Source organism: Microbulbifer sp. SE14 (genome assembly GCF_059834885.1).
The window spans coordinates 1-14,744 of record NZ_JCBAJA010000001.1 but is presented as its reverse complement, the minus strand read 5'-3'; the positions used below and the strand labels follow the sequence as shown (position 1 = coordinate 14,744).

The 14,744-nt window shown below is 64.4% G+C and carries 8 protein-coding genes; 5 read left to right on the top strand and 3 right to left on the bottom strand.

What is annotated here, in order from left to right; translation table 11 throughout:
• Positions 1-212 precede the first annotated feature (212 nt).
• Together pdxH and AC6R19_RS00035 are read left to right on the top strand one after the other, a co-directional pair.
• Complete coding sequence (gene pdxH, locus AC6R19_RS00040) at positions 213-851, top strand: pyridoxamine 5'-phosphate oxidase (RefSeq protein ID WP_500577422.1); 639 nt, start codon at positions 213-215, stop codon at positions 849-851.
• A gap of 20 nt (positions 852-871) precedes the next feature.
• Complete coding sequence (locus tag AC6R19_RS00035) at positions 872-1,147, top strand: cupin domain-containing protein (RefSeq protein WP_500577421.1); 276 nt, start codon at positions 872-874, stop codon at positions 1,145-1,147.
• A 368-nt stretch (positions 1,148-1,515) separates the two neighbouring features.
• On the opposite strand, the gene AC6R19_RS00030 is transcribed toward AC6R19_RS00035, so the two are convergent.
• A complete protein-coding gene (locus AC6R19_RS00030) occupies positions 1,516-5,325 on the bottom strand; it encodes a M48 family metalloprotease (RefSeq protein WP_500577420.1) in 3,810 nt (1,269 codons plus the stop codon).
• Between the two features lie 468 nt (positions 5,326-5,793).
• Here AC6R19_RS00030 and AC6R19_RS00025 point away from each other — a divergent pair, with 468 nt between their 5' ends.
• Both AC6R19_RS00025 and AC6R19_RS00020 read left to right on the top strand, forming a co-directional pair.
• Positions 5,794-8,076 carry a TonB-dependent receptor gene (locus AC6R19_RS00025; RefSeq protein ID WP_500577419.1) on the top strand — a complete coding sequence of 761 codons (2,283 nt, stop codon included), beginning with the start codon at positions 5,794-5,796 and terminating at the stop codon, positions 8,074-8,076.
• 122 nt (positions 8,077-8,198) lie between these two features.
• Positions 8,199-9,182 carry an NAD(P)H-quinone oxidoreductase gene (locus AC6R19_RS00020; protein WP_500577418.1) on the top strand — a complete coding sequence of 328 codons (984 nt, stop codon included), beginning with the start codon at positions 8,199-8,201 and terminating at the stop codon, positions 9,180-9,182.
• A 13-nt stretch (positions 9,183-9,195) separates the two neighbouring features.
• On the opposite strand, the gene AC6R19_RS00015 is transcribed toward AC6R19_RS00020, so the two are convergent.
• Both AC6R19_RS00015 and xseA read right to left on the bottom strand, forming a co-directional pair.
• Positions 9,196-11,469: a transporter substrate-binding domain-containing protein gene (locus AC6R19_RS00015; protein ID WP_500577417.1), complete on the bottom strand. Its 2,274-nt coding sequence runs from the start codon at positions 11,467-11,469 to the stop codon at positions 9,196-9,198.
• A 127-nt stretch (positions 11,470-11,596) separates the two neighbouring features.
• Positions 11,597-12,949, bottom strand: coding sequence for an exodeoxyribonuclease VII large subunit (gene xseA, locus AC6R19_RS00010; RefSeq protein WP_500577416.1), 1,353 nt, complete (start codon positions 12,947-12,949; stop codon positions 11,597-11,599).
• Between the two features lie 193 nt (positions 12,950-13,142).
• On the opposite strand from xseA, the gene guaB reads away from it, so the two are divergent.
• Positions 13,143-14,630 carry an IMP dehydrogenase gene (gene guaB, locus AC6R19_RS00005; RefSeq protein ID WP_500577415.1) on the top strand — a complete coding sequence of 496 codons (1,488 nt, stop codon included), beginning with the start codon at positions 13,143-13,145 and terminating at the stop codon, positions 14,628-14,630.
• The last annotated feature ends 114 nt before the right edge of the window (positions 14,631-14,744 follow it).

Genomic DNA, 14,744 nt, shown 5'->3' with positions numbered 1-14,744 from the left:
TTTCCTTGTTCGCTAACTGAAAAGTGCAAGGAGCCTAGCGGGCGCCGGGAAGTGGCGCAAGCGTCCGCAGACTCTGCATGTCGGCTAAAAAAATCGCAGGAAAATTGAGAATAGCCCGGGGTTGCGAAAGGAAATTTGCGCGGCAGCGGCCGATTGGGAAATGGGTGCGGAGTAAGTACACTTGCCTTTCGAGCAACTTAAGGAAGTAGAGCATGGAAATTGATCAGTGGCGGCGGGACTATCTGCGCGGCGGCCTGCGCCGCGTCGACCTGAAGGCGAGTCCGGTGGAGCAGTTCCGCCAGTGGCTGAGTGAGGCGGTGGAGGCGGATCTGACCGATCCCAGTTCCATGTGCCTGGCCACCGCCGACGCCAGCGGCCAGCCGTCCCAGCGCATAGTGTTGCTGAAGGGTTTCGACGAGCGCGGCTTCGTGTTTTTTACCAACCTGCAAAGCCACAAGGCGCGGGACATCGCCGCCAACCCGAAGGTGTCGCTGCTCTTCCCCTGGCAGTCGCTGGAGCGCCAGGTGATCGTCTACGGCCGCGCGGTGGAAGTGGAGCGGGAGGAGGCACTGGCCTATTTCCGCACCCGCCCGCGGGACAGCCAACTGGCGGCCTGGGCCTCCCAGCAGAGCGAGCCGTTGGACTCCCGCGAGCAGCTGGAGGGGCAGTTCCAGGTGGTCAGGGACCAGTACGGCGACGACGAAATACCGCTGCCGGACTTCTGGGGCGGCTACCGGGTGTTGCCGGATGCGGTGGAGTTCTGGCAGGGCGGCGCCAGCCGGCTGCACGACCGCTTTATCTACCGGGCCGCGGATGGCGGCCAATGGACGGTGGAGCGGTTGGCCCCCTGATTTTTCGACGGAGAGAAAAAATGGACAGGCAAGCCGTGGAGCGGGACTGGGCCGGGCGCGGCTTCGGCTGCGACTTCTGGGTGGACCCTCCGGGGCAGCGCTGGGAGGATTTCGTGCACCGCACCGACGAGCTCCTGATGCCGGTGGAGGGCGAGCTGGAAGTCGAGATAGACGGGCGGGTGTACCGCCCGCAGATCGGCGAGGAGCTCTTTATTCCCGCCGGTGCGCACCACTCGGTGCGCAATATCGGCGGGACTACTGCGCGCTGGCTTTACGGCTATGGCACGGGCAAATAACAAATTTCCAGTCTTTGACCAGCCTCCCGATTGAATGGGGCTGAGTTAAGCCGCTTCTCCTTGTAGGATGGGCAAAAATCGGCAGGATTGCCGATTTGGGCGCCGAAGACGCCCGCGAAGCGGGCGAGCGCCATGGACGGCGCGAGTCAACGGAGCGCAGCGACGTGCCCATCTTCTGCGGCGTTGATGGGCACGAGCCCTCCATGGATGGCGGGATGCCGCCCAGCGGGAATGCAGAAAACGCATGGAGCATTTTTCTGCCTTCGCTTCGCCTATCCTACGAGAATTGCCGGGCCGGTTAACTCAGTAGCATTTTTCTCCGGATTCAGAGAAAGCCCGCATCTGCTGTCTCTGCACGGGCTCCGCTATTACAGGAAATAGGGCCGCTCCGGCGCAAACAGCAGCGCCTTGGCCTGCTGTCGCCACTCCGCCGGCGCCTTGTCTTCCAGCAATACCAGTCCCGCGGCGAGCAGGCGGCCGCGTTCCTCCGGCTGCAGGCCGGACAGCTGTTTTTCCGCTTCCGCCGGGGCGCCGCCGCTGTTCAGGCTGCGCAGAAAGGCCAGCGCCGTGTCCGCACTCTTCTCCTGCGCCCTGGCCCAGTCCTCGAAGGGCGCAGGGTCCCGCCCGGATCTGGCGGCCTGGCTCCAGGCGAGCCAGACGGTGCTGCTGTCGATACCCCGCTCGGCCCCCAGCTGCTGAACACTGTCGACCACTTCCGCAGCGGCGCCGTCGGACGCGGCGATCAGGCGCAGCAGCCGGAACTGCTCGTCGCCCAGGGCCTCGGCCAGCTGTGCCGCCCGCTCCAGTTCGCCGCGGTTGAGCAGCGAGTAAGCCAGGTAGGGACTCTGTTCCAGTTCCTGGCCCTGTTCCAGCCGCAGCATCTGCGCCAGGCTGGCGGACTGCCGGGCCAGCTCGCCCAGCGGTGCCTCGTCGCCCTGTTGCAGGCGCAGCACCCGGGCCAGGTCCAGGGCGATCCAGTCGCCGATGGCCCTGTTTCCCTGCAGGGCCTTCTTCCAGGCCTGGGCGGCGCCGTCCCACTCCTGCCGCTCCGCGAGCACATAGCCGCCGGCGAAATTGAACCAGGGGTTGTCCGGCCACTGCTGCATGCCGGCGAGGAAGCTGCGGTCCTTCTCCCGCTCGTCCGCCAGGCAGCGGCTGGACAGGTACTGCAGGTCGGGGTCGCCGCTGTCGGCCGTGGCCAGGGCGCGGTGCCGTTCGCACACGGCCGCGCGCGCCGCATCGTCCGGCGCCGTGTCCTGCTGCAGGCGCAGGGCCATCATGTCGCGGGGGTAGTGTTGCAGGCGCGCGTCCAGCAGCGCTTCCACGTCGCCGCGGCTCCGGGCCAGTTGCAGCCAGTGGGCGATAAAGGTGGAGTCGCCCCTGTCCCACTCGGCGTGGCTGTGGATCATCGCATCAAGCTGCTGCTGGTCTTCGACCAGCTCCAGCAGGTTGTAGGGGTTGTGGTGCCCCAGTCCGGACAGCACCGAGCGGGTGCCGCCCTTGCCCTTGCTGGAGATGGACTCCGGCGGCTCGTCGAAATAGATATCCACCTCGGCCGCGGACCAGCGCGGTGCACCCAGTTCGCGCTCGGGCCTTCCCTGGGCACTGCCGTAGGTCTGGGTCCACTCCACCAGCGGGCTGGCCTGGGCCACGTTGTAGACGAATTCGCCGAAACCGCTGCCGGTATCCACGCTGAAGGACTCGATCTCCTGGCCGCCGTTGGTATAGGCGGAAACCCGCTGGCGGCCGCCGTTGGGCAGGTGCAGGGTGTCGGCGCCGAAGGGGGCCAGCCGGGTGCTGAGACCGGCGATTTCCACCGTCACCGGCTGCGCCAGGCCGTTGTAGATATTGACCGTGGCGCCGCCGGCAAAGTGACCGGCGACCACCACCGAACCGACGATGGAAGCGGCCACGCCGAAGCGCAGCAGGCCGGGGAAAAAACCGTCGGCGGTCTGGAAGCGGTCCCAGAGATCGAGCCGGGTCTGCCGTTTGCGCTCGCTGCCAATGACGCGGGTTGTGTATTTCTCGGGAACCCCGGGGGCCGCGGGAGCAGCTCCCGCGCTGCTGTCGGCGCGGTAGTGCCTGGAGATGTGTGCCTCCATTTTCAGCAGCTGCTCCAGGGCCGCCATCCTGACGCTGTCCAGGGCATTGATGGTGCTGCCCAGCCAGCCGTCGATCACCTGCATCCACTGGTTGATATTGTCTTTGCCGGGCGGCGGCAGCTCGAACTCCCCGAGCGCTGCCTTCCAGTCCTCAATTTCCAGCTGTTTGCCCACCAACTGGCCCAGTTGGAGCTGATCCGCCTGCTCGAACACCGCGGCCAGCGACCGGTAGGCCTCGGTAGCCGCGCCCAGCAGCCGCTTCAGTTCGCGGCCGCTGACATGGCCGTCCGCCGTCACCACGGCGACCACGTTGCCGAGGAAACCGTGCGCGTCGCGCAGCTCCGCCTCCGTGTGGTCGGCGTAGTGCAGCAGCGCCAGTTGCGCCTTCAGGCACTCGGCCCAGCCGCCGCCGAGCTGCCGCGCGGCGAGCAGGTGGGCGCTGCGGCACAGGCGGTCGTGCCGGCGCACGACGGCTTCGGCCTGCTCTATCTCCGCGCGCACTTCCGCTATGACCTGCGGCAGGTCCCCGCGGCGGATCTGCCGGTCCCGGTGGCGGATGACGCCGCCGTTTACGGTCAGGGTTTTGTTGCGAATGCCCTCGAGGGTATTCAGCTCCTCGTAGAGCTTGCGCACCCGCTCCAACTGCGCGGAAAGGGATTTAGGGTAGAGCCTGGTCAGGGTGTCCTTCAGGTCGCCCTGGGGCAGTCTGGTCTCGTAGAGTTCGTTGACCGATGCCGCGTAGCGGGCGATGGAGCGCCCCAGGTAGGCGCCGCGGAAGGCCGGGAACAGGTAGGCCTTGTTGAACTGCTTATTCAACTGCTCGAGGGACTCCTCCATCGGCACAGCAGTCAGTTCCGCGCCCCGCAGCAGGTGGGCGGACATCTCCGCGCGGGTCTGCGCCGCGTCGGCAAACACCAGCCAGGCATCGCGCTCGTCGATGCTGCCCTCGATATAGTGGCGCTTGGCGTTCTCCTCCCGCGCGGCATTTTCCGGGTGGGTGGCCCACATCTTCGGCGGCGAGGCCAGGGCCTGGGAGAAGACCCGGTGCTGGTGCCGGTCGGTTTCCGGCAGCGGGGGTATCCGGCCGTAGGCGGGATCGTCGAGAATGACCCCGAGCTTCTGGATGATGCGGCTCTGCACCGCAAAGATATCGCCGACGGCGCGGCTCTTCTGTGCCTCGCCGTTGACGAAACCGACGGCCCTGTCCCAGGCCTCGTCCGCCGCGTGCAGCTTGTGCAGCGCGTGTACCAGGGCATCGGAGCCGGTCAGGGAAACCGCCACCAGGTCCGCCTGGAATTCCATCTCTCGCGACAGCGCCCGCTGCGCCGCCACCACCAGGCCGAATACGGTGTCCAGCAGCGAGCGGATGGACCAGATCACCAGGCGCAGCAGCCAGCCGATCCAGGCCACTCGCAGGTCGATGCGCGACAGCCCCTGCAGGAATCTGTCGAGGGCGTCCCGCTGGTGCACGATATGCGCGGCTATCTGCTGGGCGATATAGACCCAGCTGCCCACCGCCATGGATTTCTGCGCGAAGTGCCCGAACTCGTGCGCCAGCACCGCCTTGAACTCGGACATGTTCAGCACATTGACCAGCCCCAGGCCGATTTCCAGGTTCTTCTTCGAGGGGAAAAACAGGTTGAATACCGACAGGTCGTAAAACACCGCCGCGTTGACCCGCGGCGACAGGAATACCCGGTGCGGGCGCGGCGCGCCGGCCTCGTCGGCGAGCCGGTTGAGGAATTCGAACAGCTGCGGCTCCCGCTCGGCGGTGAGCTCTATATCCTTGCTCTCCTGGGCGCGCCGGACGAAGAACAGCGCCTTCAGCATAAAGGCGGCCAGCAGGGCCGCCGGCAGTCCGCTGGCGATACCCATGAACAGGTTGCCGCCGGGGGCGAAGGCACCGGAAATCAGGCGGTAGGCCGTCCAGCTGAACCATGCCGCCAGCGACAGGTAGATGGCGACGAACAGCAGCAGGCCCGCGACCGCCAGCCAGGCGTGGCGTCTGTAGTTGGCGCTGGGCCTGGTCAGGTTATCGGGTACGCTGGCCGGTCCGGCCGGATAGGCTTCACTCATGGGTACTCCCTTTATTCGACGCAGTAAATTTATTATTCGAAGGGAGTCGCAAATTTCGGTTTTTGCAGCTGGCGCCGAGAGGGCAGGGCGCCGTCGTCACAAAATCCGAATGTCTATCGTATCCCTCGATTCTGGTACCAGATCCTTCTATGAGCGCTGCCACAGAGGGGCAGGGCTGGCTCGAGGGGACATTACACTAAAGGACGGGGACACTGGCAAGCGAGGAGTTTTCCTCCCATTCGGAACAAATGCGCATTACCTGCGCGAATTCCCCGCTAAACGCGCTTCCGCTGATAAAGGTGACCATGTAAGCTGAAGCCGGTCGCGCGCACCGCCCAGCGGGCAGCACCCAGACACAACGCGGTCACCCGTCGGGTTCCCAATAACAACAAAAAATGGGCAGGGCAGTACCGATCGCAGTGATACCGTTGCTGTTGGATAGAAAAATAAAGCAATGGAGAGAAAGCAATGGGAAATTCGTTCAATTCCAGAAAACACACCGCACTGGTTTCCGCCTGTTCCGTCGCCACCCTGTGGTTCGCCAGTGGCCTGGGCCCCGCCCACGCCGCAGAGGGCTCGGTGAGTACCATCATGGAGGAAGTGGAAGTCACCGCGCGCAAGCGCGCCCAGGCGGAAAGACTGCAGGAGGTGCCGGTGGCGGCCACCGCCTACTCCGGCGACCAGTTGGAGGCGCTGCAGACCAAGGACCTGCAGAGCCTCGCCTTCAAGATGCCCAATGTGCAGCTGGACGATGTGGGCACAGTCAAGAACACCGCCAATTTCACCGTGCGCGGCCTGGGCGTCAACAGCTCCATTCCGTCCATAGACCCGACCGTGGGGGTGTTCGTGGACGGCATGTACCTGGGGGTCAACGCCGGTGTGGTGACCGACCTGTTCGACCTGGAGGGTATCGAAGTGCTGCGCGGTCCTCAGGGACTGCTGTTCGGCCGCAACGTGACCGGCGGCGCGGTGGTGATCAAGACCGCCCGGCCCACTGAAGAGTTTGCCAGCCGCTTCAAGGTCTCCACCACCGACAAGCTCGACAGCATCGCCGCGATGACGGTCAACGGCGCCATTTCCGACAACGTCAACGGCCGCCTGACCGCCTACTACAACAACGACCAAGGCTGGTTCGAGAATGTCGCCACTGGCAATGACAATGCCGGCGCTTCCGATACCTGGTTTATACGCCCGAGTTTCAGCGTGCAGCTGAGCGAGACCGCCGACCTGCTGGTGCGCATGGAACACGGCAAGATGGATTCCGATGGCGTGGTGGCGCAGAACCGCGGCAGCGAACCCTATGTCTTTGAAATTCCGGGCGGCTTTGCGGCCTATCCCAGCGCGACCCAGATTGCCGGCGCCTTCGGCATCACCGACTGGGACAATAGCGATGATTCCTTTGAGGTGGCCCAGGACGAGGAGGGTTACCAGGAGGACGAGTGGAGCCAGGTGATCGCCGAGTTCAACCAGGACGTCGCCTTCGGTAACGGCACCATCACCAATATCCTCGCCTGGCGCGAGTACGACGCCATCGGCCTCGGCGATATCGACTCATTGCCGATCTTCGCCTTCCACGCCAATACCGCCATCGACCAGAGCCAGGTCTCCAACGAGCTGCGCTACGCCGGCCGCTTCGGCGCCACCGCGCTGACCACCGGTGTCTACTGGTTCAGCCAGGACCTGGAGTACTACGAGAATCGCCTCCTGCCCCTGTCTGCTCCCAACGGTGGTTTTGACTGGACCGGCGGCGGTGTACAGGACCACGAAGCGCTGGGAGTCTTCGCCCAGGCGGATATCGACCTGAACGAGGCCTGGGTGCTGACCCTCGGCGGCCGCTACTCCACCGAGGACAAGGAGGCGAAGATAGCCACCATTCCGGTGGACCTTTGCACCCTGGATGGCTGTACGGCCTACGATTTCGAGGACAGCGAGACCTGGAACGCCTTTACGCCCAAGGTCGGCCTGCAGTGGAACCTGAGCGACGAGGCCCAGCTGTACAGCTTCTGGACCAAGGGCTTCCGCAGCGGCGGCTACAACATGCGCAATACCGGCCCCGGTGAGCTGCCCGGCCCGACCGACCAGGAAGAGCAGACCAGCTTCGAGGTAGGCGCCAAGGCCGAGTTTATGGATGGCCGCCTGCGCACTAACATGGCGCTGTTCCACAACACCATCGACGATATGCAGCGCGAGGAGAATCTCAGTAACCCGGTGGTCGGTGTGGTGCAGATCATCCGCAATACCGCCGATGCCACCATCCGCGGCGCCGAGTTGGAGGCCCTGGCGGCGGTCAGCGACAGCCTGCTGTTCTCCTTCAACCTCGGCTATGTCGACGGCGAGTACGACAGCGTCAAGGGCGATATCAGCGGCGACGGCCTGGTGAACGAAGTCGACCTGGGCCTGGATATCCCGCGCCTCGCACCCTGGACCTACGGCGTGGGCCTGGTGCACGACCTGGCCCTGGGCTCCGCCGGCACCCTGACCTCGCGCATCAACTTCAACCACCGCGATGCGTCGCCCTACACGGACAACAACCGCGGCATGCTGTCGGAAGTGGATATGCTCGACTTCAGCATCGGCTTCTCGCCGGATGCCGGCAATTACCGCCTGGCGTTGTTCGGCCGAAACATGCTGGATGAGGTGAGCGAAGGTAACAACACCCAGCTGCCGGTGAACCTCGGTGGCGTGGGCGCCAGCTTTACACCGCTGAACAAGGGGCGGGTGATGGGGGTCGAGTTGACCTACGAGCTGTAATTCCGCCGAAGTATTTGTCGGAAATTTTGATCGCGGCCAACGGCCGCTCCTACAATCTGCTGGTGAGGCATTTCTGTAGGAGCGGCCGTTGGCCGCGATTCTTATTTGTAACGGAGTAACTTATGCGCTTTATCGATCTGCCGGAGCACGGCGGCCCCGAGGTGATGCAGCTGGCTGAAGGCGAAAAGCCGACGCCGGCGGCGGGGGAGGTACTGATCCGGGTGGCGGCCGCGGGGGTCAACCGGCCGGATATCGTCCAGCGTCTGGGGTTCTACCCGCCGCCCGCTGGCGCTTCGCCGATCATGGGTCTGGAAGTGGCCGGGGAAGTTGTCGCCCTGGGCGAAGGCGTCGAGCGCTGGCAGCAGGGCGATAGCGTCTGTGCCCTGACCAATGGCGGCGGCTATGCGGAATACGTCGCGGTGCCGGCCAGCCAGTGCCTGCCGATTCCGGATGGTCTCTCTATGGTGGAGGCGTCGGCGCTGCCGGAAACCTTCTTCACCGTGTGGAGCAATGTATTCGATCGCGCGCAGCTGCAGGCGGGGGAGGTGTTCCTGGTGCACGGCGGCTCCTCTGGCATCGGCACCACCGCCATCCAACTGGCCAGAAATTTCGGCGCGCGGGTGTTCGCCACTGCCGGCTCCGACGAGAAGTGTGCGGCCTGTGAAAAACTGGGTGCGGAAAAGGGGATCAATTACCGGACCGAGGATTTTGTCGAGGTGGTGCGCGAGGCGACGGACGGCCGCGGCGCCGACGTGATCCTGGATATGGTGGGCGGCGATTATATCGATCGCAATATCAAGACGGCGGCGGTGGACGGGCGCATCGTCAATATCGCCTATCTGCAGGGGGCCAGCGTGCAGGTGAACATGCTGCCGGTGATGCTGAAGCGCTTGACACTGACCGGCTCCACCCTGAGACCCAGGTCGGCGGCGGTGAAGGCGGCCATAGCCAGTGCCCTGGAAACGAAAGTCTGGCCGTTGATCGAGGCGGGCAAAATTCGCCCGCAGATCGCCGCCACCTTTTCCCTGGAACAGGTGGCGGATGCGCACCGGCTGATGGAGTCCAGCGGCCATATCGGCAAGATAGTTTTAGTGGTTGGTGGTTAGGGCAGGACCCACCTTAGCGGGCATGCTCTCCGGCTGCATCGGTATCGTCCTTCTCGGTTTCGGCAGTTTTTTGCTCCGCCTCTTTGCGTAGCGGCGGACGTACGGCCACTTCTCCCGTGGCGACACCGGTGTAGGCCTTGTAGAGATTGCTGATATTGCGCACATACTGCACCGGCTCCGCGCCGCGCACATAGCCGTAGCGGGCCTTGTTGAAATACTGCGGCTCGGACAGCTTCAGCATGGCCACCTCGACATTGCCGAACCAGACATTGGGGTCCAGGCCGAGTTCTTCTGCCAGCCGCTGAGCATCCAGCAGGTGTCCGTAACCGGCGTTGTAGGAGGCCAGGGTGAACCAGAGCCTGTCCACCGGCGGAAGCGTGGGGTCGAACCTGTCGCGCACCCAATTGAGGTATTTCACGCCGGCACTGATGTTGCGGTCCGGCTCGAAAACCGGCGGCGGGAAACCCATTTCCTCTGCAGTGGCCGGCATCAACTGCATCAAACCCTGTGCACCCACCGGGGATACGGCTTTGGGATTGAAGTTGCTCTCCTGCCACATCTGCGCGACCACCAGTCGCCAGTCGAAGTCGTAGTCCGTGGATGAGCCCTTGACCAGCCCGTCGTACGGGGAGAGATCCTGCCCCGGAATTATCCGCGCCCGGACCCGCTGGGTGAAGCGCTTGTTGGGCTCGAAATAGGTGGCGAATTTCCTCTGGTACTGTTCGGTCTTCCGGTAATCGGTCAGGAATTTGTTCAGCTCTTTGAGCAGTTCCCAGCTCTGCATCATCACCATCCACCCCTGTGGCCGCGGATCGCTGAGCAGGGTTCCGGCAACCAGGTTTGGCCGCAACGAGGCCTCGATCTTCACCGCGTCGCCGTCCGCAACGGTGGCGTCCAGCAGGCCGTCGGAAATCATGTTGAAGATCTGAGGCTGTGACATTCCGGGAGGCGCTACTTTTACCTCGACATCAATACCGCTGTCCCTGATCGTCTGCGCTGTCTCGATAAAGGGGGAATAGGCGCGCAAGGTCAGGGTGCGCCCGGCGAGATCCTGGACCTTGTCGATCCGCGGTTTATCCTTGTTGCTGACCACCTGTTCCGGGGTTTCCATATAGGAGGTGGTAAACCTGACGCCCTCGTTCTCGCGCTCCTCGGTGATCGTGATCGAGGCGCCGGCGAAATCGCCGCGGCCGGCCTTGAGCCAGTCGATCAGGTCTTCGTCGTAGGGAACCACCACAACCTGCAGTTGCAGCTTGTGCTTGTCGGCGAAGGCCTTGGCGAGGTCGTAGTCGAATCCCATCAATACCCCTTTCCAGAGAAAGTAGGAGAAGGGGCCGTTGTAGGTCAGTAGCCGGATCAACCCCGACTTCTTGATCTTTTTCCAGTTGGCAATGCGCTCTTCCTCCCCGGTGACCAGGTTGCGGGTCAGGAAGTTGTTGACGGTGGTTCGCAGGAGCCTGGAATCCTTGCGCAGTCCCCAGGCAATATTTTCCTCCGGGGAAACGGCGGCCCCTATGCGGACATCATCCCGGTATGTGCGCAGGTCCTCGGCGATATACTCGTCCAGGATGGCGACCCGGTTCTTCTCCTCATTCAGCATATCCATCAGCGAGTCGCGGTCGCCGTAGGCAATCACTTTTCGCACGGTAATGTTTGCCTGGGGAAATTCCCTGAGCAGGCGCTCGGCGGTGGCGACGTAAGTCGAGCCGGCCTGGGCGATCAGCACCACGTCCTTGAGCTTTTCGGGGGCGCTGATGTCCGGCCCGTCCCTGCTGGCGATCAGCCTCTGCCGGGTTTGGGAGATCGGGATGGTGAAGTCGATCAACTCGCGCCGCGCCTCCGTATCGGTGAGGCTGTAGGCCACTATGTCGGCCTCGCCGGTGCGGACCATCTCGATGGCTTCCTGCGGCGTGCGGGCCTGTATCCAGATTGACTCCAGTTTGAGGAGCTTGGCCAACTTGTTGGCGAGATCGAAGTTTCGCAGTGTGACAACATCATCGCGGGGCAGCAGGTCTTCCGCGGCGCCGGACAGGTTGACGAAGCGGATGATGCCGCGCTTCTTGATCTCCCTGAGATCGCCGGTCTCGACGTAGTTGGTAAATTGGGCGGGCCTGCGCGCAGCGCGTTCTTCCGGGCGCTTTTCGTCAGCAGGTTTTTCGGCGGGGCGCTCCGGCACCACTGCGCCGCGCTCCGGTTTCTCGCAGGCGGCGACAAGTACCAGGAGTATTGCCGATATGATAAACAGGGTCGTGCTGAAAGGGCGAACAGCGCTATGACTACTCAGCATGGACCGCTCCGTCAGCCATCTACGCCAGAATTCTAGTGTCGCAGTCGGCGAGTCGCCCAAGGGCCTGGCCGGAGTCATTCGCTTCGGGGTCGATCGAAGCCGTCCAGCCGGCGGTAATCGGGCCGGATCAGCCGATAATTTTTTCCACCCGGGCGGAAAACTCCCCGCTCGCCAGCCGCACCTCCAAGGGTTGATCGACCTTGAGGTCACGGCTGCTTTTCACCACCCGTCCCTCTTCATCGCGCACTATCGCATAGCCCCGCTGCAGCACCGCCAGGGGACTGACGTTGTTCAGCAGCTGGGCCCTGTGCTCAAGCAGTCCGCTGCGCTGTTGCAGCAACGACCGTACCGTGCGCTGCAGTTTTTGCTCCACCAGTGCCAATTTGTCCCTGCTCGTCTGTAGGCCGCGCTCCGGGTGGCAGTGGGCAAAGGCGCGTAGTGCGGCCTGCAGTTCGCGGCGGCGCGTGTGGATGTGTTGGCGGGAGGCAGCGCGCAGGCGCAGTTCCAGGTGGTCCAGCCGCTGGGCGCGGTTCTGCAGCTGCTCGCGCGGATGGCGCAGGCGGTTGCCGGTGAGCTGCACCTGCTGGCGCAGGTGCCGCAGTTGCAGCTCTGCCGCGCGGACCAGCCGCCGCCGGTAGGCGTCCAACGTCTGCAGCAGTTCGGCGGCGTTGGCGCTGGCGATTTCCGCCGCGGCCGAGGGCGTGGGCGCGCGCACGTCAGCGACCAGGTCGGCGATGGTCGTGTCCGTCTCGTGGCCCACGGCGGAGATGGTGGGGATGGGGCAGGCGGCCAGCGCCCGCGCCACCACCTCCTCGTTGAAGGGCCAGAGGTCCTCCAGGGAGCCGCCGCCGCGGCCGACGATCAGCAGGTCGTGGCGGCCGCTGCGGGAGGCTTTTCCGATCGCGTCGGCGATCTGTTGCGCCGCGCCCTGGCCCTGCACCTGCACCGGCCAGAGTTCTATCCGGGCAGCCGGGTAGCGCCGCCCCAACACGTGGATCATGTCCCTGACCGCGGCGCCGGTGGGGGAGGTGATTATGCCGATACTGGCGGGCAGGTAGGGCAGGGGTTTCTTGCGTGCCGGGTCGAAGAGCCCCTCCGCCTGCAGCCGGGCCTTCAGCTGTTCCAACTGGCGCATCAGGGCGCCGAAGCCGGCTTCCTCCATATGCTCGACGATCAGCTGGAATTCCCCGCGGCCCTCGTACAAGCTGACCCTGGCCCGGATCAGCACCTCGCGGCCGTTGCCCGGGCGGAATGCCACGGTCCGGTTGCGGCCGCGGAACATGGCGCAGCGCACCTGGGCGCGGGCGTCCTTGAGGGTGAAATACCAGTGGCCGGAACTGGGGGCGGCGAAGTTGGAGATCTCCCCGCTCACCCACAGCAGCGGTATGCTGCTCTCCAGCAGGTGTTTGACCTCCCGGTTCAGGTCACTGACCGACAGGACGCTGCGGTTGGTATTGGACTGGGGAGGGCTGGATAGCATTTCGGTCTCGCGAATGTGGTTTTGGCGGGCCAATATTGCAGCATCATCCCTGGACGTAAAGTGATTTGCCGGATAATGGGACTTTTCTTGCACTCTTTCCTTAAATAGTCTTTTGCCGGCGGCGAAGTTGCGGCTATAATCGCGCCGATACCCAATCCCGCTAATCCAGGTTTAAGCCGAGGTTTGAGTGTCCATGTCTGATTCCGGTCTGCGCATCGCGCGCGAAGCTCTCACTTTTGACGACGTCCTGCTGGTGCCCGGCTATTCCGAGGTGACCGCCAAAGACGTGAGTCTGAAGACCAAACTGTCCCGCAATATCACCCTGAATATCCCGATTGTGTCCGCCGCCATGGACACGGTGACCGAGTCGCGCCTGGCCATTGCCCTGGCGCAGGAAGGCGGTATTGGCATCATTCACAAGAGCATGTCCATCGAGGACCAGGCCCTGGCGGTGCGGGCGGTGAAGAAGTTCGAGGCCGGTGTGGTCAAGGATCCCATCACCATCGACGCCGACGCCACCGTGCGCGAGCTGATTGCCCTGACTACCCACCACAACATCTCCGGCGTGCCGGTGATGGACGGCGGCAACCTGGTGGGTATTGTCACCAGCCGCGACGTGCGCTTCCAGACCGACCTGGACGCCAGTGTCGCCAGTATCATGACCCCGCAGGAGCGCCTGGTGACCGTAAAGGAAGGCGCCGCGCCGGAGCGGGTGCAGGAACTGCTGCACAAGCACCGCATAGAAAAGGTGCTGGTGGTCAACGACGATTTCAAACTGCGCGGCCTGATTACCGTCAAGGACTTCAGCAAGGCGGAGCGGTACCCCAATTCCTGCAAGGACAGCGATGGCCGCCTGCGCGTCGGCGCCTCCGTCGGCACCAGCCCGGACACCGACGACCGGGTCGCCGCCCTGGTGGAGGCCGGCGTGGACGTGCTGGTGGTGGATACCGCCCACGGCCACTCGCGCAATGTGATCGAGCGGGTGCGCCGCATCAAGCAGATGCACCCGCAGGTGGACGTGATCGGCGGCAACATCGCCACCGCCGAGGCGGCCCACGCGCTGGCCGAGGCCGGCGCCGACGCGGTCAAGGTGGGTATAGGCCCGGGCTCCATCTGCACCACCCGCATCGTCACCGGTATCGGCGTGCCCCAGGTCACCGCCATCGCTGAGGTGGCCCAGGCCCTGATCGGCACCGGCGTGCCCCTGATCGCCGACGGCGGCATCCGCTACTCCGGCGATATCTCCAAGGCGATCGTCGCCGGCGCCCACTCCGTAATGATGGGTTCCATGTTCGCAGGTACCGAGGAGGCCCCGGGCGAGGTGGAGCTCTACCAGGGCCGCACCTATAAATCCTACCGCGGCATGGGCTCTCTCGGCGCCATGTCCCGCACCCAGGGCTCCTCCGACCGCTACTTCCAGGACGCCAGCAAGGGCGCCGAGAAGCTGGTGCCGGAGGGCATCGAGGGCCGCGTACCCTACAAGGGGCCGCTGTCAGTGATCGTGCACCAGATGATGGGCGGCCTGCGCTCCGCCATGGGCTATACCGGCAGCGTGGATATCGAGACCATGCGCACCCGTCCGGAATTCGTGCGGGTCACCGCTGCGGGCATGGGCGAGTCCCATGTGCACGACGTGCAGATCACCAAGGAGGCGCCCAACTACCCGGTGGGTGGGCGATAATTTCTCGGGACTCGGGACTCGGGACTCGGGACTCGGGACTCGGGACTCGGGACTCGGGACTCGGGACTCGGGACTCGGGACTCGGGACTCGGGACTCGGGACTCGGGACTCGGG